Source organism: Stenotrophomonas sp. SMYL20, assembly GCF_036320045.1.
Taxonomy (GTDB): domain Bacteria; phylum Pseudomonadota; class Gammaproteobacteria; order Xanthomonadales; family Xanthomonadaceae; genus Stenotrophomonas; species Stenotrophomonas maltophilia_A.
In genome coordinates this window covers 196,939-221,119 of sequence record NZ_JAWIRT010000004.1, presented here as the reverse complement: position 1 = coordinate 221,119, position 24,181 = coordinate 196,939, and the positions used below count along the sequence as shown (strand labels likewise).

At 67.2% G+C, this 24,181-nt stretch carries 20 protein-coding genes; 8 read left to right on the top strand and 12 right to left on the bottom strand.

Annotated elements, in window-relative coordinates; all coding sequences use genetic code 11:
* Positions 1–97: 97 nt before the first annotated feature.
* Together V3B48_RS04850 and V3B48_RS04845 are read right to left on the bottom strand one after the other, a co-directional pair.
* A complete protein-coding gene (locus V3B48_RS04850; RefSeq protein ID WP_014038111.1) occupies positions 98–1,465 on the bottom strand; it encodes an amino acid permease in 1,368 nt (455 codons plus the stop codon).
* A gap of 82 nt (positions 1,466–1,547) precedes the next feature.
* A complete protein-coding gene (locus V3B48_RS04845; protein ID WP_032127825.1) occupies positions 1,548–2,270 on the bottom strand; it encodes an AraC family transcriptional regulator in 723 nt (240 codons plus the stop codon).
* A gap of 107 nt (positions 2,271–2,377) precedes the next feature.
* Here V3B48_RS04845 and V3B48_RS04840 point away from each other — a divergent pair, with 107 nt between their 5' ends.
* Positions 2,378–2,767 carry a hypothetical protein gene (locus V3B48_RS04840; protein ID WP_329893309.1) on the top strand — a complete coding sequence of 130 codons (390 nt, stop codon included), beginning with the start codon at positions 2,378–2,380 and terminating at the stop codon, positions 2,765–2,767.
* Positions 2,768–2,776: 9 nt separating this feature from the next.
* Here the strand turns inward: V3B48_RS04840 and V3B48_RS04835 are convergent, their stop codons facing one another.
* Positions 2,777–3,478 (bottom strand): alpha/beta hydrolase, encoded by a 702-nt coding sequence (locus tag V3B48_RS04835; protein ID WP_329893315.1) that lies wholly within the window; start codon positions 3,476–3,478, stop codon positions 2,777–2,779.
* A gap of 132 nt (positions 3,479–3,610) precedes the next feature.
* On the opposite strand from V3B48_RS04835, the gene V3B48_RS04830 reads away from it, so the two are divergent.
* A complete protein-coding gene (locus V3B48_RS04830) occupies positions 3,611–3,898 on the top strand; it encodes a hypothetical protein (protein ID WP_012511830.1) in 288 nt (95 codons plus the stop codon).
* A gap of 86 nt (positions 3,899–3,984) precedes the next feature.
* On the opposite strand, the gene V3B48_RS04825 is transcribed toward V3B48_RS04830, so the two are convergent.
* Complete coding sequence (locus V3B48_RS04825) at positions 3,985–6,108, bottom strand: methyl-accepting chemotaxis protein (protein WP_329893308.1); 2,124 nt, start codon at positions 6,106–6,108, stop codon at positions 3,985–3,987.
* Between the two features lie 234 nt (positions 6,109–6,342).
* Here V3B48_RS04825 and V3B48_RS04820 point away from each other — a divergent pair, with 234 nt between their 5' ends.
* A complete protein-coding gene (locus V3B48_RS04820; RefSeq protein ID WP_329893307.1) occupies positions 6,343–7,305 on the top strand; it encodes a murein L,D-transpeptidase in 963 nt (320 codons plus the stop codon).
* 4 nt (positions 7,306–7,309) lie between these two features.
* Positions 7,310–7,987, top strand: a complete 678-nt coding sequence (locus V3B48_RS04815; RefSeq protein ID WP_329893306.1) for a M23 family metallopeptidase — start codon at positions 7,310–7,312, stop codon at positions 7,985–7,987.
* Here the strand turns inward: V3B48_RS04815 and V3B48_RS04810 are convergent.
* The 5 genes from V3B48_RS04810 to hflK form a co-directional block, all read right to left on the bottom strand.
* Entirely contained in the window at positions 7,923–8,585 is a 663-nt protein-coding gene (locus tag V3B48_RS04810) for a hypothetical protein (protein ID WP_329893305.1), read from the bottom strand. The two genes, V3B48_RS04815 and V3B48_RS04810, sit on opposite strands and share 65 nt — an antisense overlap.
* 117 nt (positions 8,586–8,702) lie before the next feature.
* The gene (locus tag V3B48_RS04805) at positions 8,703–9,995 is read right to left on the bottom strand and encodes an adenylosuccinate synthase (RefSeq protein ID WP_014038120.1); all 1,293 of its coding nucleotides are present in this window, start codon (positions 9,993–9,995) and stop codon (positions 8,703–8,705) included.
* Positions 9,996–10,446: 451 nt separating this feature from the next.
* Complete coding sequence (locus V3B48_RS04800) at positions 10,447–10,632, bottom strand: DUF2065 family protein (protein WP_005410640.1); 186 nt, start codon at positions 10,630–10,632, stop codon at positions 10,447–10,449.
* Between the two features lie 67 nt (positions 10,633–10,699).
* The gene (locus V3B48_RS04795) at positions 10,700–11,563 is read right to left on the bottom strand and encodes a protease modulator HflC (protein WP_010482785.1); all 864 of its coding nucleotides are present in this window, start codon (positions 11,561–11,563) and stop codon (positions 10,700–10,702) included.
* Positions 11,560–12,693 carry an FtsH protease activity modulator HflK gene (hflK, locus tag V3B48_RS04790; RefSeq protein WP_049401370.1) on the bottom strand — a complete coding sequence of 378 codons (1,134 nt, stop codon included), beginning with the start codon at positions 12,691–12,693 and terminating at the stop codon, positions 11,560–11,562. Before hflK ends, V3B48_RS04795 begins: the two co-directional genes overlap by 4 nt.
* 153 nt (positions 12,694–12,846) lie before the next feature.
* On the opposite strand from hflK, the gene V3B48_RS04785 reads away from it, so the two are divergent.
* Both V3B48_RS04785 and pilH read left to right on the top strand, forming a co-directional pair.
* On the top strand, positions 12,847–13,842 hold the full coding sequence (locus tag V3B48_RS04785; RefSeq protein WP_329893303.1) for a YhdH/YhfP family quinone oxidoreductase: 996 nt from the start codon (positions 12,847–12,849) through the stop codon (positions 13,840–13,842).
* Between the two features lie 88 nt (positions 13,843–13,930).
* Positions 13,931–14,302: a twitching motility response regulator PilH gene (pilH, locus tag V3B48_RS04780; protein ID WP_005410644.1), complete on the top strand. Its 372-nt coding sequence runs from the start codon at positions 13,931–13,933 to the stop codon at positions 14,300–14,302.
* 88 nt (positions 14,303–14,390) lie between these two features.
* Here pilH and V3B48_RS04775 read toward each other — a convergent pair whose 3' ends face one another.
* Complete coding sequence (locus V3B48_RS04775) at positions 14,391–15,284, bottom strand: DnaJ C-terminal domain-containing protein (protein WP_180838652.1); 894 nt, start codon at positions 15,282–15,284, stop codon at positions 14,391–14,393.
* Positions 15,285–15,544: 260 nt separating this feature from the next.
* Between V3B48_RS04775 and V3B48_RS04770 the strand changes: the two genes are divergently transcribed.
* Together V3B48_RS04770 and V3B48_RS04765 are read left to right on the top strand one after the other, a co-directional pair.
* Positions 15,545–16,027 carry a peroxiredoxin gene (locus V3B48_RS04770; RefSeq protein ID WP_110713168.1) on the top strand — a complete coding sequence of 161 codons (483 nt, stop codon included), beginning with the start codon at positions 15,545–15,547 and terminating at the stop codon, positions 16,025–16,027.
* A gap of 29 nt (positions 16,028–16,056) precedes the next feature.
* Positions 16,057–16,632 carry a ferritin-like domain-containing protein gene (locus tag V3B48_RS04765; RefSeq protein ID WP_110713170.1) on the top strand — a complete coding sequence of 192 codons (576 nt, stop codon included), beginning with the start codon at positions 16,057–16,059 and terminating at the stop codon, positions 16,630–16,632.
* Positions 16,633–16,746: 114 nt separating this feature from the next.
* Here V3B48_RS04765 and pbpC read toward each other — a convergent pair whose 3' ends face one another.
* Complete coding sequence (pbpC, locus tag V3B48_RS04760) at positions 16,747–19,128, bottom strand: penicillin-binding protein 1C (protein WP_329893302.1); 2,382 nt, start codon at positions 19,126–19,128, stop codon at positions 16,747–16,749.
* 64 nt (positions 19,129–19,192) lie between these two features.
* Positions 19,193–24,100 carry an alpha-2-macroglobulin gene (locus tag V3B48_RS04755; protein WP_329893301.1) on the bottom strand — a complete coding sequence of 1,636 codons (4,908 nt, stop codon included), beginning with the start codon at positions 24,098–24,100 and terminating at the stop codon, positions 19,193–19,195.
* Positions 24,101–24,181: the final 81 nt, after the last annotated feature.

Genomic DNA, 24,181 nt, shown 5'->3' with positions numbered 1-24,181 from the left:
CTCCTGGTCGACGGGCCGCGGACGGCCCACACGATCAGGATGGCACGGCGGATGTGCAGCCCCCGTGGTAGTGCCGGCCGCTGGCCGGCAGCTTCAGTCACGCCTCGCGCATGCGCCGGGCGATGGCGCTGCTGGCGGCGATCGTGGCAGTCAGTGCCACCATCGACAGGAACTGCAGGCGGGTGTGCGACTCGCTCAGCAGCAGGCCGAAGATCAGTGCCAGGATCGCCAGCGCGCAGCAGGTCAGCCACGGGAAGCCGGCCATGCGGAACGGCAGGCGGGTACCCAGGCGATCCGCGCGGCGACGCAGCACCAGCTGCGACACCAGCGACAGCGTCCACACCAGCAGGCAGGTGGAACCGACGATGTTCAGCAGCACCGGCAGTACCCGGTCCGGGAACAGCAGTTCCATCACCGTGGCGGCAAAGCCGAACAGCACGCTGGCCAGCACGGCGATCACCGGCACCTGGCGCGGGTCGGTCCAGCCGAGCACGGCCGGGGCTTCGCGGCGCTGCGCCAGCGAATACATCATGCGCGAGGCGCCGTAGAGGTTGGCATTGAGCGCCGACAGCAGCGCGATCACGGCGATCAGGGTGATGGCCGTACCCGCGCCCGGGATGCGGGCAATATCCAGCACCGCAGCGAACGGCGACTTCAGCGCCTCGCTGGTCCATGGCACCACGGCGATGATCACGCTCAGCGAGCCGATGTAGAACACCAGGATGCGCCAGGCCACGGTGCGGATGGCACGGGCAATGCTGCGCTCGGGATCTTCGGTTTCGGCCGCCGCCACGGCCACGATCTCGGTACCGCCAAAGGCAAAAACGACAACCAGCAGTGCCGCGCCGATCCCGGCCAGCCCCTTCGGCGCGAAGCCGCCATGCTCGGTGAAGTTGCTCAGACCCGGCGAAGTCACCTGCGGCAGCCAGCCCATCAGCAGCGCCACACCGATGGCGATGAAGGCCAGGATCGCCGCCACCTTGAGGATGGCGAACCAGAACTCGAACTCGCCGAAGTTCTTCACCCCGAGCAGATTGATCGCGGTGAAGAACAGCATGAAGGCCAGCGCCGCCATCGGTACCGGTATCGCCGGCCAGACCGTGGCAAGAAGCCCGGCCGCGCCGACGGCTTCGGCGGCGATCACGATCACCAGCTGCACCCACCACAGCCAGCCCACGGTGGCGCCGGCGGTAGCTCCCATGGCATCAGCGGCGTAGACCGAGAACGCGCCACTGGTCGGCTTGGCCGCCGCCATCTCGCCCAGTGCGTTCATCACGATGATCACCAGCGCACCAGCGACCAGATACGACACCAGAACCGCCGGGCCGGCCGCCTGTACACCCACGCCCGAGCCGAGGAACAGGCCGGCGCCGATGGCGCTGCCCAGACCCATCATGATCAGCTGGCGGGGCTTGAGCGAATGTCCGAGGCGGGACGGCGAAGCGGTCGGAATCGAGTTGGGCATCGGCGGGGCTGGCGGCGGGCTACAGGGGCGACACCTTACCCTGTCCCGTGCCCACGGGGATAGGCACAGCGCAGCAGGCGGCTCAGGCCAGCGCCGGCTCGCCGACGTTGCCACCAATACGGGCCCGGTAGGCGCGCGGCGAGAAACCGGTTTCAGCCTTGAACTTGCGGGTAAAGGCGCTCTGGTCGCTGAAACCGCAGGCCTGGCCGATGCAGGCGATGCTGTCGTCACCGTGCAGCAGGTGCATGGCCATCTGGATCCGCAGCCGGGTCAGCACCTGCTGCGGGGTCATCTGGAACACCTTGCGGAAGCTGCGCTCCAGCTTCGACAGCGAGAAGCCGGTGATGTCCAGCAGGGTCTGCATGCGCACGTTCTCGGCGTAGTGCGCATTGAGGTGGGCCAGGGCCAGCCGCAGCTGCTCGTATTGGGTGCCCAGGCTGTCCTTCTGGCCGAGGTCGCGGGATATGCCGATCAGGCCCTCGATGGCCCCATCGACCACCAGCGGGCGCTTGCAGGTCAGGCACCAGCCCGGTTCGCGGTTGGCGAACAGGTGCAGCTCCATCAGGTTCTCGATCACCTCACCGGACAGCACGCGGGCGTCCTGGTCGACGTAGTCCGCACTGAGGCCGGTCGGGTAGATCTCGGCCGCGGTACGCCCGATCACGTCCTTGCGCGCGCGCAGACCCAGCCGCCGCAGCATGGTCTGGTTGACGTGGGTGTAACGCCCCTGAAGGTCCTTGATGAAGAACAGCACATCCGGGATGGCGTCGAACAGGGCTTCGATGTCGGCGGGCTCGACTCGCATGCCACAAGCATAGCCGAGGCCCCTTGCCGGTGCGATCACCCTTGCGGGACTTGCGCTTAACGCCGCCAGGCCCACCGTGGGGGCCAGCCCCCACCGGAGAACCGGCCATGCCCCGCGGTGACAAGTCCGCCTATACCGAAAAGCAGAAGCGCCAGGCCGAGCACATCGAAGAGAGCGAGCGCGAGCGCGGTGCCAGCGAAAGCACCGCAGAGCGCATCGCCTGGGCCACTGTGAACAAGCAGGATGGCGGTGGCAAGCGCAGTGGCAGTGGGCGCAAGGTGGCGAAGAAGGCCGCTACGAAGAAGGCAGCAGCGAAGAAGGCCCCGGCCCGCAAGGCGGCCACGAGGAAGGCAGCAAAGAAGACGACGGCCAAGAAGGCCAGCACCACCGCCTCACGCAGCGCTGCCGCAAAGAAGGCGGCGAAGACCCGTGCGGCGAAGAAGACCGTGCGCAAGGTGGCGGCGAAGAAAGCAGCACGTACCCGCGCGCGCGGCTGAGCCCTTCAATCAGGGCGACAGCGTCCTCATCCACGCGGCAACTTCGGCTGCAGCTGCATCAGCGCGCGCCTGCAGCAGCAGATGTGGCCCCTGCAACGACACATGGCGGGCATCGGGCAACAAGGCCTGCAGCTCGGCCACGCTGGGCGGCCACAGCAGGCGGTCCTGCTGGGCATGCAGGCAAAGCGTCGGCAACACGAGTTCCGGCAGCAGTGCACGAACGTCCACCTGCAGCGTCGCCGCAGCACGCTGGCGCAGGGTTGCAGCCGGCACCTGCGCGATTGCGAGGCGCAGCTCATGCAGGTTCGCGCGCGTCCGCCATTGCCCCAGCAACAACCGGGCCATCAATGCGAGTGGCGGCAAGGGCCACGCTGGAGCCAGTATCCGTGCGCTCGCCGCAGGCAGCGGTACCGGCCGCCGTGCGAAGGTCGTACTCAGTACCAACCCATGCAATCCAGGCTGCCCGGCCACCGCCAGTTCGATGGCCAGTGGCCCGGCGAACGATTCGGCCAACAGCACAAAGGGAGATGCAGGAAGCCGCGGGCGCAGAGTCGACGCCAACGTGGTGTAGTCCTGTGGCCCCTGCGCGGGCATCGGCAGTACCTGCATCTGCATGCCCCGCGCCTGCATCGCCTCTACGAAGTGCGCCGACAGCAGGCCGGTGCCATCCAGGCCTGGCAGCATCACGACCGGCAGCATCACTGCATTCATCACGTTGATCACCCATCAAGTTTCTTCGCACGGCTCCCCGCCTGCAGCTTCACTCATTGGCTCGGCCCAAGGAAGTGCACGGCGGCGCACGCGGCGCTACGCTGGTAGTCCAGACGGAACGGAGAAGGCGGCATGCGCAAGTCACGCTGGCTCAGCTGGACCGGCCTAGCCGTATGCGCACTCTATCTCGCGTTGACCACTTGGCTGGTGCTCGATGCCCAGGCCAACAGCGACCCCAAGAGCGCCTACATCCTCATGCAGCTGCCGGTGATGCTGCAGACCGCAGCACTCAACGTCATCGGCATGGGTGGGTGGCTATCCGGAAAGACCTGGACGACCGTCTACCTGCTGGTGATGCCCCCTACCCTGGTCGTGCTGTATGCGGTGGGGGCCATGCTCGGCAGTGTTCTTGAACAATGATGGCGGTGTGTCGGCCTGTCTGAGCAGGCAATGGGAATACGGCCGCTCAGGGCGGCCGTATTCCTGTCACGGGTTCAGCAGTCTGCTCAGGCTGCGCGACGCGTCACAACCGAAGCTGCTGCGCCTTCCACCTTGAACACCGACACCGACGTGGTCAGTGCATGCGCCTGTTCTTCCAGTGCGCGGCTGGCGGCGGTGGCTTCTTCCACCAGCGCAGCGTTCTGCTGGGTCACCTGGTCCATCTGCACCACCACCTGGTTGACCTGCTCGATACCGGCGGCCTGTTCCTTGCTTGCCGCTGCGATGTCGCTCATCAGCTGGGTGGTGCGCGAACTTGCCTGGGCTACGCGGGCGATCGCGGCTTCCGATTCAACGGTCACTGCCAGGCCGCTCTTCACCTTGGCAGCGGCATCTTCGATCAGTTCCTTGATCTCCTTGGCGGCGACACCGGCACGCTGCGCGAGCGTGCGCACTTCGCTGGCAACCACGGCAAAACCACGCCCCTGCTCACCTGCACGCGCCGCTTCCACCGCAGCATTCAGCGCCAGGATGTTGGTCTGGAACGCAATGCCGTCGATCACCGTGGAGATTTCCGAGATGCGTGCCGAGGACTGGTCGATCTCACCCATGACCGAGGCCATCTGTGCCATCGCCTGCTCGGTCTCGCGCACGGCGGCACCGGCCGCATGCGCTTCACTGTCGGCCTGACGCGCCAGCTCGGCGTTCTGGCGCACGGTGGAGGTCAGTTCCTCCATCGATGCGGCCGCTTCTTCCAGATTGGCTGCCTGCTGCTCGGTGCGGCGCGACAGATCATTGTTGCCGGCGGCCAGTTCCTGCGCCGCGTTGTTGATGCTGTCGGCAGCCACCTGGATGCCACGCACGATGCCGGTCAGCTGTGCGGTGGTGGTGTTGGCATCGTCGCGCATGCGTGCGAACACGCCGTCGTACTCGCCGTCCATGCGTGCGGTCAGGTCGCCGTGCGAGATCGCGCGCAGCACGTCGGAGACATCGGCGATGCTGGCCTGCGAACTGGCCATCATGCCGTTGAGATGTTCGACCATCGCCTTGAACTGGTACTGGAACGCAGCGGCATCACCACGCATGCTGAAATCACCAGCGCGTGCGGCGCGGGCCAGTTCATCGATCTGCGCGTTGATCGCCATCAGGCTCTGCTTCACCGCGGCCAACGTACGGGTCAGCGTGCCCTTCTCGCCCGGGTAGTCGGGCAGGTCGCGGCTGAGGTCGCCGATGGCGTAGCGCTGCATCACTTCGGCCATCAGCAGCTCCACCTGCACGTGCGATTCGACCAGGCTGTTGGTGGCCTGCACCATGCGGCCGAAGTCACCGGGGAACGCCGTGGCGTCCATGCGATAGCGGATCGCGCCCGCCTCATGCTGTTCGGCCATCTGCAGCTGTGCGCCGATCGCCGCCTGCACGCTCTGCCGCACGCTGGCCATCGCCTCGCCCAACTGGGTCAGTTCGTCACGGCCGCCGAGGCGGAACTCCTGGTCCAGCTGGCCCTTGGACAGGCGTTCGGCCAGGTTCACCGCGCGGGCCAACGGGCCGGTCAGGCTGCGACCGATCATCACCGAGGCACCGATGCCCACCAGCAGCGCGACGCCGCCCAGCACCAGCAGCTGCAGCAGGCTGCGCTCGCCCAGGCGGATCGCCTCGGCGGCCGCCTCACGGCTTTCCTTCTCTTCGAAGTCCACGCCATCGGACAGCGCCTTGTTCCAGCCGTTGGCGGCTTCCTGCACCGGGCCCAGGGTCAGCGCCACGGCGCCCGGGTAGTCGCCCTGCTCCATCAGTTCGCTGGTCTGCTTGTTGAGCGGACGCGCGATGGCACGCTTGGCGGCGATGGTTTCGGCAATGGCCTTGCCCTCGGCGTCGCTGGGCAGCGCCTGGTAGGCCGTCCAACTGGCCTCATAGCGCTTGACCAGATCGGCGATGCGCTGCTCATCATGGCCACGGTCATCGCCCTGGCGGATCAGCATCTCGCGGCGAACGACCATCATCTGGTTGTTGGCATCGAGCATCTGCGACAGCAGGCGCACCTTGGCCACGCTGACATCGACCACCTGCTGCATCGCGCGCTTCTGCACGACACTGGCGGTGGCGCCGGTGGCCACCACGGCGGCAACCAGCAGCAGCAACAGGCCAAAGCCCAGCCCAAGACGCCAGGCAACCCTGACGTTCCTCAAGTAGTTCATGGGGGTATCCAAAACGGGGGGATGCGCCCTTATCGGCGGCCCGGCAGGCAATCTTGATCGCCGTCCGTCGACGGCGTCGGCCACCGTTCACCTTGGTGAGCCCCTGCGCAGCAGCACCTGCGCGCTGGACACGGCTGCAATACCCATGGCTGCTCATGCGGGCATCAGATCCCTTTCACGGTGGCTCGGCGGCTGCTGCGGGCAAGGTGGTGGCGTGACCTGCTGGAGATCCCAATGCCCTTGCCCGTGTCCCGATCCACCCTGCTCGCTCTCTCGCTGCTGGCGTCGCCAGCCTTCGCGCAGGCGCCGCCGCCCCACTTGCCCGCACCCATTGCCGAAACGGCCGGACCGGACACCGCACCCCACTCCGCGCTGCACGCCCAGGTGCTGCTGGATCGCGCGAGCTTCTCCCCTGGCCAGATCGATGGCGAAGTGGGCAGCAACCAGCGGCGCGCGGTGTCGGGTTTCCAGGCAGCGCACGGGCTGGACGTAACGGGTGAACTGGACGACACCACCTGGAAGGCCCTGCAGGCCGATACCGTTGGGCCGCTGGCCAGCTACACGCTGACTGCTGAGGATGTCGCCGGTCCGTTCCAGGCCACTCCGAAAGGGCCCGCCGCCCAGGCCAAGCTCACATCGCTGGGCTACGGCAGTGTGGAAGAAGCCCTCGGCGAGCGCTTCCATGCCTCCCCTGAGCTGATGAAAGTGCTCAATCCCGGCGTGGACCTGACCAAGGCTGGCAGCCGCATCCAGGTACCCAACATCGCACTGGCCGCATTGCCGAAGGCGGCGAAGATCGTGGTCGACAAATCCGATTCCACGCTGCAGCTGCTGGATGCGCAGGGCAAGGTGATCGCTCAGGTGCCGGTTTCCTCCGGCAGCCAGCATGATCCGCTGCCGATCGGCGAATGGAAGATCCTGGGCGTGTATCGCGACCCGCCGTTCCACTACAACCCCAAGCTGTTCTGGGATGCGCGCAAGGGCGAAAAGAAGGCGACACTGCCGCCGGGCCCGAACAATCCAGTCGGGCGGGTCTGGATCGACCTGTCCAAGCCACACTACGGCCTGCATGGCACGCCCGAGCCCGGCCATGTCGGCAAGACCGAGTCACATGGTTGCGTGCGCATGACCAACTGGGATGCGCTGCGCGTGGCCGATGCGGTGGATACCTCCGTCCCCGTGGTGATGCAGGAGTGAGCCGATGCGTCTTTCGCAGCTGATCGTGCTGGGTGTTCTGCTGGGACTGGGGGCCGGCTGGTGGCTGCGCCGCGATGCAGGCGAGCCGGTAGCCGCCTCGCTGCCGGAAGCACAACCGGCAGCAGCTGTGGCGCCGGCCAAAGGATCCGTAGCGCCGCTCGACACGGCCCCTGCCCCCGCCGCCACCGTACCGTCAGCCGCGCGGACTGCGGATGCGCCGTCGGGTCTGCTGCTGCCGGTACAGGGCGTCCTGGCCTCCCAGCTGCGCGACACGTTCACCGATGCGCGCAGCGAAGGCCGCGTGCACGATGCCATCGACATCATGGCCGATGCCGGTACGCCGGTGCTGGCAGTGGCCGATGGCACGGTGGAAAAACTGTTCGACAGCGAGCGCGGTGGCCTGACGGTCTACCAGTTCGAGCCCAGCGGACGCTGGTGCTACTACTACGCGCACCTGCAGCGCTATGCCGATGGCCTGACCGAAAAGCAGGTGATCAGGCGCGGGGAGGTGATCGGTTACGTGGGCAGTACCGGCAACGCCAGCGCTGAGGCCCCGCACCTGCATTTCGAGGTGCACGTGCTGGGACCGGAGAAACAGTGGTGGAAGGGCGAATCGATCAATCCGTACCCACTGCTGAATCCGCCTGCTTCGAAGCCCGGTGCTGCCAGCGCCGCAAGGTAAACGTGAACACCGCCAAGGCAGCCCCTGGAATCAACAGGAGCAGTGCCGCCACTTTCCAGAAGAAGAACGGCCACAACCAGACATAATCCAGGTCAGTCAGCTTCAACAGGTCCAGTGGCGGCTGCAGCTCGACGGTGGCCGCGCGATCGGCCAGCGCCGGGTCCACCTCCAGCACGGTTACCCGCACCCATGAGCGGCCGCGTGGCAATGCGTCGCCGCGGCCATAGCCGAAGTAGGGCGCCATGAGGCCGCTGGGCTCAACCGAAGCCAGCCCACGATTGATACCCTGCCCGGCCACTCCCGAACGCTCCCCTGCGCGGAAGTCTCCATGATCGGTCGGAGTTTCGATGCGCAGCAGCACCTCGGGGTCAGCGTCCGTACCGTCCGCGGCATAGCGCAGGCGCAGCCGCAGTTGATCATCGATGAGGCGGTAGACGGTGATCTGGGCGGTTGCGCCAGGGCTCAGCACCAACGGCACCGTCTGCGTGCGCGAAGCCAGGGTATTGGCGGCCGCGCCCAGCACCAGTACCAGGCAGGCGATGCCCCACAGGCTCCACAACACCCACAGGGTGATCCGCACGACCGTTTCGCCCTTCACGCTGACATCCTGGTCATCGCTTTGCTTCCTCGCCGACCCCGCTGACACAGTAACGAAAAAGCCCCGCTTTCGCGGGGCTCTTACTGTCACCTACGCCGGGCAGCGCCCGGCGCTACCTCAGGCGAACGGATCCTGCAGGACCATGGTGTGGTCGCGGTCCGGGCCGGTGGAGACGATGCTGATCGGGCAACCGGCCAGCTCTTCCAGCGAACGCAGGTAGGCACGTGCGGCCGGCGGCAGGTCGTCCCAGTTGGTGATGCCGTGGGTGTTCTCGCTCCAGCCCGGGAACTCCAGGTACACCGGGGTGCAGTCTTCCCAGCCCTGCGCGTCCAGCGGCGCGTACTCGGTGCGCTTGCCGTTGTATTCGTAGGCGATGCAGACCTTCAGCTTTTCCATGCCATCCAGCACGTCCAGCTTGGTGATGCACAGGCCGCTGATGCCGTTGATGGCCACGGCGCGCTTCAGCGCGACGATGTCCATCCAGCCGCAGCGACGCGGACGGCCGGTCGAGGCACCGTACTCGGCGCCGCGGTCACGGATGCCCTGGCCGACTTCGTCGTCCAGCTCGGTCGGGAACGGGCCACCGCCGACGCGGGTGGCGTAGGCCTTGGCGATGCCCAGCACGTAGTCGATCGAATCGGCGCCGACGCCGGAACCGGCCAATGCACCACCAACAGTGGTGTTGGAGCTGGTGACGTACGGGTAGGTGCCGTGGTCGATGTCCAGCAGCGCACCCTGCGCGCCTTCGAACAGCACGCGCTTACCCTGCTTGCGCAGGTCGTGCAGGATGCCGGCCACGTCGGACTTCATCGGCTGCACGTATTCGCCGAAGGCCAGCGCTTCGTCGAAGGTCTTCTGGAAATCGACCGCATCGGTGTTCAGATACTTGGTCAGCACGAAGTTGTGGTAATCCAGCGCGGTCCGCAGCAGCTCTTCCAGCTGCTTCGGGTAATGCAGGTCGGCGATGCGGATGCCGCGACGTGCCACCTTGTCTTCGTAGGCCGGGCCGATGCCACGGCCGGTGGTGCCGATCGCCTTGCCGCCGGCTGCGCGCTCGCGCGCCTGGTCCAGGGCGATGTGGTACGGCATGATCAACGGCGCGGCCGGGGAGATCTTCAGGCGCGAACGCACTTCCACGCCGGAGGCTTCCAGCTCGGCGATTTCCTTCTGCAGCGCGGCCGGCGAGATCACCACGCCGTTGCCGATCAGGCACAGCGCATCGTCACGCAGGATGCCCGACGGGATCAGGTGCAGGACGGTCTTCTTACCGTTGATGACCAGGGTGTGGCCGGCGTTGTGGCCGCCCTGGAAGCGCACGACGGCGCCGATTTCCTCAGTGAGCAGATCGACGATCTTGCCCTTGCCTTCATCGCCCCACTGGGCACCCAACACTACGACAGACTGACCCATGACGGGCTCCTCATATGTTGCGGCCATCGGGGCCGCGGACGGTTGAACCGTGGCGGGGCTGGCCAGCACCTGGAGGGCGGCTCCAAACGGGGAGCTGCCGGCGATGGAAGGCCCAGACACGGAAAAAGCCGAACGGGGAGGCCCGTCCGGCTTTTGTGCATTATCCGGGTTTCCGGGGTCGGGTGCCACCTTTCCGACGGACGGCTTCACCGGCCGGTCAGCCGCCCCGCCCGGTCGTGCCGGCCGTTGGCCGGCAATGCCAACCAAGGTTGGCATCTGCCAGAGCCGGACCACGCATGTGCCGGCCGGTCAGGCACCTCCCGGTAGTGCCGGCCGCTGGCCGGCAATGCCAACCAAGGTTGGCATCTACCAGAGCCGGGCCACGCATGTGAACGCAGGCGGCCGCTGGTGGGCGATCCCAGGTTGCCGGCCAGCGGCCGGCACTACCCTTTCAATGCCGCGCCCACCACAGCAGGCTCAGGCCGGCCAGCAGCACCAGCCCGCCGAAGCTGCGCAGGGCCGGGCTGGGCAGGTCCAGCAGGCGCTCGGCCATGCGCTTCCAGGCGAACGGGGCGACGAACAGGAACAGGCCTTCCAGCACCGCCACCAGGCAGACGGCGGCGAACAGATCTTTCATGGGGGACTCCGGAAAAAGCACGGGGCCCGGCATCTGGCCGGGCCCCGTGGGGTACTGCCCTGCGACCTCAGCGGTCGTTCTTCAGGTACTGCAGGAACGGGTCGTTCTTGTCGAGCACGATCACGCCGTTGCCGTCGGTCATGGAGCCACGGTAGGCCTCCAGGCTGCGGTAGAACGCATAGAACGACGGGTCGGCCGAGCCGGCCTTGCCATAGATGCGCGCCGCATCGGCGTCGCCTTCACCGCGCAGGCGCTGTGCATCACGCTCGGCCTCAGCGATCAGCACGGTGCTGTCACGGTCGGCCTGGGCGCGGATGGTCAACGACTGCTCCTCGCCCTCCGCACGCAGCTTGGCCGCTTCCTGCTTGCGCTGGGCGCGCATGCGCTCGTACACGTCATTGATCACCTGGCTGTCGGTGGGCAGGTCCACCTGCTTGATGCGCAGGTCGATCATCTGCATGCCGAGGCCCGCCACCGCTTCGTTGATCCCCTTCAGCTGCTCGGCGATCAGCTCGCTGCGGTCGCCGGAGACCAGCTGCTGCAGGGTGCGCGAGTTGATCTGGTTGCGCAGCGAGTCGGTGATGATCGGTGCCAGGCGGGCGTTGGCGATGCGCGGATCGCCACCGGTGGCACGGAAGTAGTCACCCACGTTGGAGATGTAGCCGATGGCGAAGAAGTCGACACTGACGTCCTTCTGCTCGGCGGTGAAGTAACGCGCCGGGGCGGTGTCGAGCACCTGGAAGCGGCGGTCGAAGACCTTCACCGTTTCCACCACCGGCACCTTGAAGTGCAGGCCCGGCTTGATGTCCGAACGCACCACCTTGCCCAGGTTCAGCACCATGGCGGTCTGGTCCTCGCGGACCACGTACACCGAGCCAAGCAGGCCCAGCACCACCGCCACGATCACGGCGATCCAGATAGGACTCTTCATCGGCTGCCCTCCTCACGGCCGCTCGGTCGCCCGGTCGGGCGGCCCACCGGCCGGCCCGGATCACGGGAAGCTTCCGCCGCTGCACCCGGCAGCGACGGCATCACCACCTCCGGATTGGTCACTCCCGGCGGCGCCGAGGTGGTGGGACGGGTATCGCCGGTCATCGGCACGTAGATCAGCTGGCGGCCATCGCCACCGATCACCTTGCGGTTCTCGCTCAGCACCTGCTGCACGGTCTCCAGCCACAGGCGCTTGCGGGTCACTTCCGGGGCGTCCTTGTACTGGGCCTGCAACAGGCTGAAGCGCTGCGCGTCACCCTCGGCCTTGGAGACCACGGCCTGCTTGTAGCCTTCGGCGGTGGTACGGGCGCGCGAGGCCTGGCCTCGGGCTTCCGGCACGACCTTGGCGGCATAAGCCTGGGCTTCGTTGATCAGGCGTTCCTTGACCTGCTGCGCACCGTTGACCTCGTCGAAGGCCGGCTTCACTTCTTCCGGCGGACGGGCGTCCTGCAGGGTCAGGCCGGTCACGGTCAGGCCGGTCTTGAACGCCTTCAGCAGTGCCTGCAGGCGCTCCTCGGCGGCCACGGCCAGCGGGCCACGGTTGTTCAGCACGGCGTTGAGGTCAGCACGGCCGACTTCCTCGCGCACCGCGCTCTGCGCCGACTGCTCCAGCACCTGGTTGGCATCGACCGTGCCGAACAGGTACTGCTGCGGGTCGTCGATGCGGTACTGGACGTTCAGCGAGACGTTGACGATGTTCTCGTCGCGGGTCAGCACCGGCACCTGGATCGAGAAGGTCTTGATCTCGGTGGCATTGACCTTGGTGACCGATTCGATCGGCCACGGCAGCTTGAAGTTCGGGCCGGGCTGCAGGATGCGCGAGAACTGGCCGAAGCGCAGCACCACGCCACGCTGCTGTTCGCCGATCAGCTGGAAGCTGGAGAACAGCACCAGCAACACCACGGCTGCCACCACCCAACGCATGATGCCGCCGTCGAACAGGTCCTTCAGCGGCCCGGGCAGTCCGCCCCAGCCACCACCATTGCCACCGCCGCGCGACCCGAAGGGCCCGCGTCGATTGTCCTCGGGGCCTTGTCCGCCCTTGTTGCCGCCGGGTGTATTCCAGGCCATGCACGCTCCATCAAGATTTGGGCTGCGGCGCGGGCCCTTCCCGCACCACCAGCCGTGAAACCATCACCGATCATACAAGATGGGGCGGATCGGCAGGATCGAAAGGGGGGCAACGGGGTAAGGTGGCGTTTTCCTCGAAGTCAGGCAACGCCGATGGCCCCCACCACCCCGTTCACCGCCTTCCGCATCGAAAACGACGACGCCGGCTACCGCAGCGGCCTGGCCCAGCTCAATGTCGACGACCTCAACCCCGGCCAGGTACTGATCCGCGCCCACTGGTCTTCGGTCAACTACAAGGATGCCCTGGCCGGCACCGGCAAGGGCAGGATCCTGCGCCGTTTCCCGCTGGTGGGGGGCATCGACGTGGCCGGCACCGTGGTTGCCAGCACCGATCCAGACTGGCGTGAAGGCGATGCGGTGCTGGCCACCGGCTGCGGCCTCAGCGAAACCCGCGATGGCGGCTACAGCCAGTATGTGCGGCTGGAGTCGCGTGCGGTGATTGCCCAGCCGGCCGGGCTCAGCCCGCGCGAGGCGATGGTGCTGGGCACCGCCGGCTTCACGGCGGCGCTGGCGCTGCTGCGCATGCAGGACAACCGGCAGGTGCCGGAACTCGGCCCGTTGGCGGTCACCGGCGCCAGCGGCGGTGTCGGCGCGCTGGCGCTGTCGATCTTCAGTCGTGCCGGCTACACCGTGCACGCAGTCAGCGGCAAACCGGACCAGGCCGAGTTCCTGCATGGTATCGGCGCCACTGAAGTACTACCGCGCGAGGCACTGTCCGACACCGGCCCGCTGCAGTCGGCCCGCTTCGGCGGGGGCCTCGACAATGCCGGAGGCGACATGCTGGCCAGCCTGCTGGCGCAGACCGTGCCCTACGGCAGCGTGGTCAGTGCCGGCCTGGCAGCCAGCCCGACGCTGGATATGACGGTGATGCCGTTCATCCTGCGCGGCGTGTCACTGCTGGGCGTGTCCTCGGCCAATGCACCGCGTGGGCTGCGCGAAGAAGTGTGGTCGCGGCTGGGCAGTGACTGGAAGCCGCAGCACCTGGACCGCATCTGCACCGCCGAAGTCGGCCTCGATGGCCTTCCTGCCGTGTTCGAACGGATGCTGGCGGGCGGTTCGCTGGGCCGCACAGTGGTGCGGATCGACTGAACGTCGCAGGCAGGCGACGGACGGCAGATGCGCCCCTCCCGCCAGTAATGGGCCCGCACTACACTGCGGGCATTACATGGGGAACAACATGGCACGCATTCTGATCGTCGACGACTCACCGTCGCAGCTGTTGGGGATACAGCGCATCGTCGAGAAGCTCGGGCACCAGATCCTGACCGCCACCGATGGCGCCGCCGGGGTCGAAACCGCCAAGGCCGAGCTGCCCGACCTGGTCCTGATGGACGTGGTGATGCCCAACCTCAATGGCTTCCAGGCCACCCGCACCCTCGCCCGCGACGAGGCGACCCGGCATATCCCGGTGATCCTGGTGACCACCAAGGACCAGGACACCGACCGCATGTGGGGCATGCGCCAGGGCGCCAAGGCCTACATCACCAAGCCGTTCTCGGAAGACGAGCTGTCCGAGGTGCTGGAACGGGTGTTCGCCGGCCAGGGCTGAGACACGCGCGGTAGTGCCGGCCGCTGGCCGGCAACCACGCATCATCGTCCCGGGCAATGAAGTTGCCGGCCAGCGGCCGGCACTACCTTCAAATGGTCTCGCCGAAGGCCTTGGCCAGATTCCGGTAGGCCTTCTTCTGCGCCTCGTCGGTCGCGGCCGGGGCCACGATCTCGATTTCAACAATCTGGTCGCCATCCGGGCTGCCTGGCAGCCCACGGCCACGCAGGCGCAGCTTGCGGCCGGCATCGGAATCGGCCGGAATCTTCAATTCCACCGCTCCACCCAGGGTCGGCACGCTGATGCTGGTACCCAGCGCGGCCTGCCACGGGGTCACCGGCAGCGTATAGAGGATGTTGCGGCCATCGACCTCGAACTGTGGGTGGGCGGCATATTCCACTTCCAGCAGCAGGTTGCCGCCATGGTTGCCCTGCCCGGCCAGCCGGATCACCTGGCCTGGGCGGATGCCCTTGGGCACGCGCACGTCCAGCTGCTTGCCGTTGACGGTGATGCGCAGGCTGTCGCCGCTGTAGGCCGCTTCCAGCGGAACCGACAGCTTGGCGCGGGTGTCGCGATTGGGCGCGTGGCCCTGGCTGCTGAAGCCCGGCCCCGGACCAGCGCCACCACCGCCACGCTGGCGCGCGAACAGGCTCTCGAAGAAGTCGCTGAAGCCTCCATTGGGGCCGCCACCGCCGAATACTTCCTCGAAATTGAAACCGCCAGCACCACCATAGTTCGGCGGCACGTTGAACTCCTCGCCCGGGCGATAGCCCTGCGCGCGCAGCTGGTCGTAGGCCGCGCGCTTTTCCGGATCGCGCAGCGCCTCGTAGGCCTCGTTGACCGCCTTGAACTTGTCTTCGGCCCCGGCCTCCTTGCTGACGTCCGGGTGGTACTTGCGTGCCAGCCGGCGGTAGGCGGTCTTGATCTCCGCCTCGCCCGCGCTCGGTTCCACCCCCAGGGTGGCGTAGTAATCCTTGAATTCCATCCAGCTACCTCGATCTGCTTCGGCCGCGCCGGTGGCGCCGCCCCGGGTTCATTCTACGCGCCGGCATGCTACGCCGCCCCTCGTGCGGCCACGGTGAGGCCGACTGATCCTGCGCAATGCGACTGCCATCCCCATGCGCCACGCTGTGGCTGGAAGCCCCCGCCGCAAAGCCTGAAGATGGGGCCTGCACACGGGTTTTCCAATGTCTTGACGCCCCTGTCCCATCCGGCCCACTAGCCTGCCCCAGCAAGGAGTTCCCCATGACCATCCATGTCGGCGACCGCATTCCGGAAGTGACCCTCAAGCGCATCCGCGAGGGCATCGAAACGCTCGATACGCATTCGCTGTTCGACGCACGCAAGGTGGTGCTGTTCGCGGTGCCCGGTGCGTTCACCCCGACCTGCTCGGCGCGCCACCTGCCCGGCTACGTCGAGAAGTTCCAGGCATTCCGCCAGCGCGGCATCGACGTCTACTGCATGGCCGTCAACGACCCGTTCGTGATGAAGGCCTGGGCTGCCGACCAGAGCGTGCCCGACGGCCTGCTGATGCTGTCCGATGGCAACGCCGAACTGACCCGCGCACTCGGCCTGGAACTGGATGCCAGTGCCTCGGGCATGGGCATCCGCTCGCGCCGCTTTGCGCTGTATGTGGTCGACGGTGTGGTGCGCGCGGCCTGGATCGAACAGCCCGGCCAGTTCGAGGTGTCTTCGGCCGAATACGTGCTGGACCACCTGCCCACCTGATCTTCCACCGCAAGAGGAAACGGCCAGCCATGTCCAGCAAGCCAGCCAAAGCTCCCAGATCTGCCGCCAAGGTACCCGGCATCAGCGATCGCAAGACCCTGCGCGAGCGTGCACGACGCAACATCGAGGACGGTGCGATCACCGACAGCTACAGTGCCGACCGCAAGGTGGTGATCAAGCTGCTCAACGACGCACTGGCCACCGAGTACGTATGCGTGCTGCGCTACTACCGGCATTACTTCATGGCCAAGGGCATGTTGGCCGACGCGGTCAAGGCCGAGTTCCTCGAGCATGCACAGCAGGAACAGGCGCACGCCGGCAAGCTGGCCGAGCGCATCGTCCAGCTCGGCGGCGAGCCGGACTTCAACCCCGATACGCTGACCGCGCGCTCGCATGCCGAATACAAGGAAGGCAGCGACCTGCGCGACATGGTCCGTGAGAACCTGGTGGCCGAACGCATTGCCATCGACAGCTACCGCGAGATGATCAACTTCATCGGCGACCGCGATACCACCACCAAGCGCATCCTTGAAGAGATCCTCGCGCAGGAAGAGGAACACGCCGACGAATTCGCCGACCTGCTGGATGGGTGGATCGGGGAATGATCTGGTAGATGCCCACCTTGGTGGGCGTCTTTGCCGCGTGCCAACCAAGGTTGGCACCTACCAGAGCACGGCGGTGTCGTTGGCGTTGGACCGCGCGCCGACCAAGGCCGGCATCTAGCGGAGGACGTTGAACCGCACCTGCGTCCACGCGCCATCGGCCGCCAGCGCGGTCAAAGTGTGTGCGCCCGGATCGGCGAACTCGCGCTGCATCAACTGCGCGCCACGGGTCTGCGCGATCCAGCGTCCATCCAGCAACCAGTCCACTGCCTGCTCACTGCCCAGCGCGCGCAGCTGCAGGCGCACGCCATGTTCCGCATTCGGCGCGCGCGCCAGCGTGGCGCCGTCGTTGAGCCCGTCCACATGCAGCGCCACGCTGGCTTCGCGCCCATCGTCGCGGCAGTCTGGCGATAGCGCCGGCAGCTGCGAGGCCTCGCGCGTGGCCTTGGACAACCACGGTGACAGCAGCGCCGGCCAGCGCGCGATCTCACGTGTCACCTCCTCGTGTGACGCACGGCAATCGGCCGACACACGCAGGCCGGTCCGTGCGTCTGCGAGATAACGCTGCCGTCCCGGCTGCCAGCGCCGCGCCTCGCGCTCAGGGAAGGTCGGCGGCGCCGCGCCGTCCAGCAGATAGGCCGACATCCGCCGCTGGCACAGTGCCGCCGGCAGGCCCTCGGCGCGTTCGCCGGTGGGCCAGCAGATATCTTCCTGGCTGACACTTGCCGGCATCGGTGCAGCAGCCGAATCGCCGCGCTGGCGCGGCAGGCTGTCCACCACTTCGAACATCAGCGGCAGCGCGGTCACCGCGCCGTACTGGCCCGGCAACGGCGTGCCGTCCGGCCGGCCCACCCACACGCCCACGGTGTAGTGGCGGGTGCTCCCGATCGCCCACGCATCGCGGTACCCGTAACTGGTGCCGGTCTTCCACGCCACCCGCGGGCGTCCACCGACATCGAAGGTACCGACGCTGTAGCCCGGGCGAGGGTTCGATTCCAGCATCTCGCGCACGATCCAGCTGGCGCCCGGCGAGGCCAGGCGCCGCTCGATCATCGGTTCGTCATCGGTGTAGCGCACGCGCCCGGCGATGCCGTTGCGGTTGAGCGCGGCGAACGCACCCACCAGATCTTCCAGCCGCGCACCGGTGCCGCCCAGGATCAGCGACAGGTTGGGCGTGCTGCCCGGCGGGAAGCGCAGCTGGATGCCGGAGTGCGACAGGCGTGCGGCGAAGCGCGCCGGACCGACCCGCTGCAGCAGGTCCACCGAGGGCACGTTGAGCGACAGCCGCAATGCGCTGGAGGCACCAATCGGCCCATTGAAGGCCATGTCGAAGTTGCCGGGCCGGTAGCTGCCGAAACTCTGCGGCGCATCGACCAGCAGGCTTTCCGAATGGATCAGGCCATCGTCCAGCGCCATCGCATACAGGAACGGCTTGAGCGTGGAGCCCGGCGAGCGCCATGCCTGCACCATGTCGACGTGACCGAGGCGCTGGCGGTCACCGAAGGACAACGTGCCGACATAGGCGCGCGCCTGCAGGGTCTGGTTGTCGACCACCAGCAACGCCGCCGAGGTGCGCTCGGGCAGCGTCGAGAAATAGCTGGCCACGCGTTCTTCCAGCGTGCGCTGCAGGCCGATGTCGATGCTGCTCTGGATGCGCGCCTGTCCTGGATGCGCCGAATGCAGGCGCTGCGCCAGCAGCGCGGCGTGCATCGGAGGTCGCAGCGAGCGTGCCACCACGTTCTCGATGCGCGCATCCTGCACTTCCTCCGGCGTCCACGCGCCCAGTTCGGCCATGCGTGACAGCACCTTGTCGCGCGCTTTCTGCGCGGCTTCCGGGTGGCGGTCCGGGCGCAGCCGGCTCGGTGCCTGTGGCAGTACCGCCAGCAAGGCGGCCTCGGCATGTGACAGCTGCGCCGCCGGCTTGCCCAGATAGGCCCAGCTGGCCGCTTCCACGCCCTCGATGGTGCCACCGTAGGGCGCGCGCTCCAGATACAGGGCCAGGATCTGCCGCTTGCTCAGGTGAACTTCCAGCTGCACCGCGCGCAGCATCTGCTTGAGCTTTCCCCAGGGTGTGCGCGTATGCGGGTCGAGGATGCGCGCGACCTGCATGGTCAGGGTCGAGCCGCCGGAAACGATGCGACCACCGCGCAGCAGCTGGCCGCTGGCACGCAGGATGGCCAGCGGGTTGATACCCGGATGGCGCCAGAACCAGCGGTCTTCGTAGGTCAGCAGCGCCTGCAGGTACAGCGGCGAGACGCTGTCGATCGATGCCGGATAGCGCCACACGCCCTCGGCATCTGCGAACGCGCGCAGCGGCGTGCCATCAGCGGCAACCACCAGGGTGCTGGTATCGCGTTGCTTCGGCAGCGGCGGCGGGAAGGCGAAATCCAGCACCAGCAGCAGCGCCAGCGTGGCGGCCGTGCCCCAGCGCAGCCACGGCCACAGCGGCCGCAACCGGCGGCGCAGGGCCGCCAGCCGGATCGACATCGTCTTCTTCATTGCAGCGTGCCGGATTGGAGCTTGCCAGCGGGACGGGCCGCGCCGTCGCGGCCCGTCCGCGCGGTCACGGCTGTACCACCGTGATCGTGGTCGGGTTGCTACGGCCGACACCACGCAGCTGCGGCCGGTACATGTCCTCCACCAGCGGCGGCGGCACCGAGTAGGTACCCGGGGTCACCGCACGCACCAGATAGAACACGTTGGCCTTGCTGCCACGCGAGAGCTTCAGCGCAGCCACATAGCGGTCGTCGCGGAACTCTTCGTGCTTGGTGTCAGCGGCTTCGCTGCGGTCGCTGATGGTGATGCCATCAACCACCACGTCGGCCCACTGCTTGGCATCGCCCAGGTTGAAGTTCTCGATCTCCAGGCCCGCCGGCAGCAGGTCGGTCAGCAGTGCATCGGGCATCGTGGTGTCGGCGGTGACCGTCACGCGAACGATCAGGGCTTCGCCTTCCTTCAGCGGACGCGGCGACCACGGCTTGCCATCGGTGCCGAAGTAGCTGCGCTCAATGCCCAGCACGCTGTTGTCCGGCGCCGGTGCGCTGCGCGGAATACCGGCCACGTCGATGCTGGCGAACATCGGCGGCTGCCCCTGCGGGGTGAAGCGCACGCCGCTGGCCAGCTCGCTGGCGCTGAAATTGCGGCCGAACAGCTTGCGCTCGCCGATGGCTTCGGTGTTGCCACCGATCACCAGCTCACCGGCCACCAGCGCCTTCTGATTGGCGGCCAGTGCCTTGCCAAGGCGGGCGATGGCCACCTGTTCCTGCGTGCTCAGCCACATCCAGCCGGCATTGCGGCGCGCATCCAGGCCACGGCCCAGATCCACCGCACGCGCATCCCAGGCCGGCTTGGCCAGCTTGTTTTCGTGGGTCAGCGCGATCATCAGCGCGTCATCACGGATCGCACTGCCGTAGTCGCCGAAGTAGGACGGGCGTTCGCTGCTGGACTTGGCGAAGGCTGCGGTCAGCGCGGCCTGGCCACGCTTGGCATCACCCTGCAGCGACAGCGCCACGCCCAGATGGACCAGCGACAGGCCGCCGACCGCCTTGCTGCGCTCGTTGTCGTACAGCGTGCGCAGGGTGCCCAGCGGCGCACGGTTGACCCGGGCCAGCACGTAGCCCGAATACGCCTGGTTGGCGAACTTCAGCTTCTCGCGGTCGTCCTGGCCGTAGAACTGGTTGCCGCCGGACAGCAGGTCCTCGCTGAGACGGTTGAGCGCCTTCTGCAGCACGTTGTCCGGCACCGCGAAGCCGGCGTCCTTGGCATCGAGCAGGAACTCGGTGATGTAAGGCGTCAGCCACGGGTTCACGTAGCCGTCGTCACCCCACATCGAGAAGTTGCCATTGGCCACCTGCATCGACGCCAGGCGGCCGAACGCACCTTCCATGCGCTCACGACGGGTCTTGGCATCCAGGCCGTCGGCACCGAGCATCGACGACGTCGCCTGGTCCAGGATCAGTGCGGCGTAACCCTTGCTGGTGGTCTGCTCGGCACAGCCGTACGGGTAGTTCAGCGCGCCCTGCAGCGCACTGGCGAACGGGATCGGCGGCAGCGGGCTGACCAGCAGGCGGGCATTCACCGACTCGGACATCAGGCCATCGGTCAGGCTGTTGTCGAGACTGACCGCTGCCAGCGGATCCAGCGTGCGCACCTGCGAACGCAGCACCTGCGGCCACGCGGCACGCACCGGCAGTTCGTAGCGGCGGTCGGCCTTGAAGCCGTTGCCGTCCACACGTACGCGCACCTTGGCCACGCTGTGGCCCTCACGCGCGGACAGCGGGAAACTCAGCGTGGTCTTGGCATCGGCATTCAACTGCACGCTGCGGCTGCCCTCGCCCAGGTTCAGCGGGCCTTCGCTTTCAACCTTCACGTTGAACTGGCCCGGCTTGCCGGTGAAGTTCTGCACGTCCAGGGTCACCGTGCTGCGGTCGCCCGGGGCCAGCACGCGCGGCATGCTGGCTTCGGCCAGGATCGGCGCGCGCACCACGGTTTCCACGTCGCGCTTGCCGTACTGGTCATCGCTGTAGACCAGTGCCGACACCCGCAGGGTGCCGTTGAAGTCCGGCACCTTCAGGCGGATGCGGGCGATGCCCTTGGCATCGAGCTGCACCGGGCCGGAGAACAGGTCCACGGTCTGCACGCGCGCAGTCGGGCGCTTGGCCTGCGGCAATGCCTGCAGCGCCATGTCGCCACCGAACTTCAGCTTGCCGGCACCGCCGTCAAAGCTCTCGATCACCCGGCTGTAGATGTCATAGGCATCAATGCCGAGGCGACGCTGGGCGAAGAAGTGCGCACCGGCATCGGGTACCGGGAAGCGGGTGATGTTGAGGATGCCCACGTCCACCGCCGAGACAGTGACGTGCGCCATCTTGCCGGCCAGCTGCGGTGCACTGACCGTCACCGGCAGGTCCTGCTCCGGGCGCATCTGCTTGGGCGCAGCCAGGCCGACGGCCACGGTGCGGCCCTTGCGGTCCATCGGCACATGCACCACGCCCACGGCACGGGCCGGGGTGATCTTGCTCGGCGCACTGCCGCCGCGGAACACCAGTGCGGTGATGTAGACGTCGTGGCGCTCCCAGTCGGCGGTGACCGGAATCTTGAAGGTCGAACCCGGCTTGGCGTCGATGTCCTGCACGTACAGCATGCGGTCGGTCTCGACCATCAGGATGCCCTTGCCGGCATGCGGCGGAGTCACCGTCACTTCCAGGGTGTCACCGGCCTTGTAGCCGGTCTTGTCCAGGCCCAGCTTGACCTTGTCCGGGCGCGCGTCCAGACCGCGGTTGTCGTCGCCCCAACTCCAGCCGGCGCGGAACGGATAGCGGCTGGTCAAGCCGGTGGACGGATCGAACACATCCACCCGGTACTCGCCCCACTCCACCGGGAAATCGAAGGCGACCGCGCTGCTGCCGGCGTCGACGGTGCGGGTTTCCTTGTTCTCGAAGCGGCGGGTGAAATCGTAGTCCCAGCGGTTGTCGTTGAAGGTCCAGTGGTAGTCGCGCAGCTCGCGCACCAGGGTGATCTTCAGGCCCTTGGCCGGCTGCGGTGTGCCCGCAGCATCCACGCGCATCAACTCGAAGCGTGCATTGCCGTTGGAGTCGGCACCATCCTCGGGGTTGAACAGCGGGCGCACGCCAACCAGCGCGTTGGCCGGCCACATCACCCGCTTCAGGGTGCGGGTGACGGTACGGCCACCGGTTTCATACAGGCTGCCGGACAGCACCACGGCGATCGGTGCTTTGGCCTTGGCGGCCTCTTCCGGCAATGCCACATCCTCACGCAGCTGGCCGTTGGCCGGCAGCGTGGTATCGATCACGTCCTTGGCTTCGCGCGGCAGCTGCAGGGTCGGGTCACCGAAGAAGTAGCCCGGCAGGCCCTCGACCGGCTGCTGCTCGGCGGCCACCGCCATGCGCGCGGTGAAACGGTTGCCGTCGGCCGGCGCCCCGTACAGGTAGGCGCCATTGGCCTGCAGGCGCAGGTCCTCACCCGGCTTCAGCGTCTTCTGTGCGCTGTCCAGGTCCAGCTTCATGCGCTCGGGCAGGAACTCCTCGATACGCAGGGTCATGCCCTGGATCGCTTCCTTGCTCGCCGGGTCGGTGCGGAACTCGACCTGCCAGCGCCCGGTCGGCGCCTCGGCGGGGATCACCTGCTCGAAATTGATGTAGCCCTGCTCGCCCGGCTGCAGGCGGGTCTCGCGGAAGGTCTTGCCGTCGGGCTGCTTCAGGCGCAGGAACACCGGCTGAGCCTTGACCGGCTTGCCATCGTTGTCGCGCAGCAGGGCGGACAGGCGCACGGTTTCGCCCGGGCGATACAGGTCGCGCCCGGACCAGGCATAGACGTCGAACCAGGCATTGTCACGGCCGGCCACGGCGAATTCGCTCAGGTCCAGCGCCGGCTGGTTGAACGGCAGGAAGCTGGTGTCCTTGCCCGTGCTGGCGACCAGCACGTGAGTGGCATCCAGCGTGTAGTTCAGCAGCGCATTGCCGTTGCCGTCGGTGCTGCCCTTCAGTACCACCTCGCCCTTGGCGTCGAGCACGCGCAGGTCGATGCCCTTCAGCGGCGCGCCGTCCTTGAGGCCGGCGGTGTGCACGAACAGCTTGTCCTTGTAGGCGCGGGTATGCAGGCCGATGTCGCTGACCGAGAAGAACGCGGTGTCGAACTCGCCTTCATAGTCACCGGTGCGCTTGAGCAGGGCGAAGTACAGGCCCGGCTCCTGCAGTTCCTTGATGTCCTGGGTCGGCAGGTAGGTCAGCACCCGCTCGTTCTTCTTGCCGCCGAGGATGAAGCGGTTGACGTAGACCGGCTCGGCCAGCTTGTTGATCGGGCTGCGCTCGTAGTCGCTGCTCAGCTCCCAGCTGCCGCGGCGGCCACCGCGTTGGTACTGGCTGAAGAAAGTCGGCAGGTCCTTCTCGCGCACGCGCAGGAATTCGACGTCAACCTCGGGCACGTTCACCGAGACCACCGGCAGGCCACGGCTGTCCTTCGCCGGCAGCACGCTGCCCTGCGAGGCGAACCCGACCACCGGCTTCAGCTCGCCGCTGAACACCTTCTGCTTCATTTCCTTGCCCAGGCGACTGCCATCGGCGGCCAGCAGGTCGGGCGAGACCACCAGGCTGAACTCCTTGCCAGCCTCGACGAACGGGTAACGCAGGGTCAGGCCGTCATCGGACAGCGTCCAGCTGCTGTCGTCGGTGCCGACCTTCTCTTCGAAGCGCACCAGCTTGTCGAAATCCTGGGTGCCCACCAGTGGGCGCGAGAATTCCAGCGCCAGCGACAGGCCGTCATTCTTCTGGTCCGGGTAGGCGCGCAGCAGGGTGAATTCCTTCACCTGCTCGGCCTGGGTGGTGATCGCTTCACCGCTGGCCTTGGGCAGCTGCCCGCTGTCGTTGCGGCAGCCGGCCAGGCCCAGCAACAGGCCTCCTGCCAGTACTGTCGCCGCCCATCCCCACCGCTTCCGCCGTGCCGGACCGCTCATGTCGTCACTCCTTGATCGAGGCGGCCATTATAGGCAGGCCGCGTCAAGGTGTTGACGCGGATTCGGCAATTGCCCGGGGCG

Excerpts from the sequence above, each read along its gene's own strand:
- V3B48_RS04850 (WP_014038111.1), bottom strand. The coding sequence starts at position 1,465 with ATGCCCAACTCGATTCCGACCGCTTCGCCGTCCCGCCTCGGACATTCG.
- V3B48_RS04845 (WP_032127825.1), bottom strand. The coding sequence starts at position 2,270 with ATGCGAGTCGAGCCCGCCGACATCGAAGCCCTGTTCGACGCCATCCCG.
- V3B48_RS04840 (WP_329893309.1), top strand. The coding sequence starts at position 2,378 with ATGCCCCGCGGTGACAAGTCCGCCTATACCGAAAAGCAGAAGCGCCAG.
- V3B48_RS04835 (WP_329893315.1), bottom strand. The coding sequence starts at position 3,478 with ATGAATGCAGTGATGCTGCCGGTCGTGATGCTGCCAGGCCTGGATGGC.
- V3B48_RS04830 (WP_012511830.1), top strand. The coding sequence starts at position 3,611 with ATGCGCAAGTCACGCTGGCTCAGCTGGACCGGCCTAGCCGTATGCGCA.
- V3B48_RS04825 (WP_329893308.1), bottom strand. The coding sequence starts at position 6,108 with ATGAACTACTTGAGGAACGTCAGGGTTGCCTGGCGTCTTGGGCTGGGC.
- V3B48_RS04820 (WP_329893307.1), top strand. The coding sequence starts at position 6,343 with ATGCCCTTGCCCGTGTCCCGATCCACCCTGCTCGCTCTCTCGCTGCTG.
- V3B48_RS04815 (WP_329893306.1), top strand. The coding sequence starts at position 7,310 with ATGCGTCTTTCGCAGCTGATCGTGCTGGGTGTTCTGCTGGGACTGGGG.
- V3B48_RS04805 (WP_014038120.1), bottom strand. The coding sequence starts at position 9,995 with ATGGGTCAGTCTGTCGTAGTGTTGGGTGCCCAGTGGGGCGATGAAGGC.
- V3B48_RS04800 (WP_005410640.1), bottom strand. The coding sequence starts at position 10,632 with ATGAAAGATCTGTTCGCCGCCGTCTGCCTGGTGGCGGTGCTGGAAGGC.
- V3B48_RS04795 (WP_010482785.1), bottom strand. The coding sequence starts at position 11,563 with ATGAAGAGTCCTATCTGGATCGCCGTGATCGTGGCGGTGGTGCTGGGC.
- hflK (WP_049401370.1), bottom strand. The coding sequence starts at position 12,693 with ATGGCCTGGAATACACCCGGCGGCAACAAGGGCGGACAAGGCCCCGAG.
- V3B48_RS04785 (WP_329893303.1), top strand. The coding sequence starts at position 12,847 with ATGGCCCCCACCACCCCGTTCACCGCCTTCCGCATCGAAAACGACGAC.
- pilH (WP_005410644.1), top strand. The coding sequence starts at position 13,931 with ATGGCACGCATTCTGATCGTCGACGACTCACCGTCGCAGCTGTTGGGG.
- V3B48_RS04775 (WP_180838652.1), bottom strand. The coding sequence starts at position 15,284 with ATGGAATTCAAGGATTACTACGCCACCCTGGGGGTGGAACCGAGCGCG.
- V3B48_RS04770 (WP_110713168.1), top strand. The coding sequence starts at position 15,545 with ATGACCATCCATGTCGGCGACCGCATTCCGGAAGTGACCCTCAAGCGC.
- V3B48_RS04765 (WP_110713170.1), top strand. The coding sequence starts at position 16,057 with ATGTCCAGCAAGCCAGCCAAAGCTCCCAGATCTGCCGCCAAGGTACCC.
- pbpC (WP_329893302.1), bottom strand. The coding sequence starts at position 19,128 with ATGAAGAAGACGATGTCGATCCGGCTGGCGGCCCTGCGCCGCCGGTTG.
- V3B48_RS04755 (WP_329893301.1), bottom strand. The coding sequence starts at position 24,100 with ATGAGCGGTCCGGCACGGCGGAAGCGGTGGGGATGGGCGGCGACAGTA.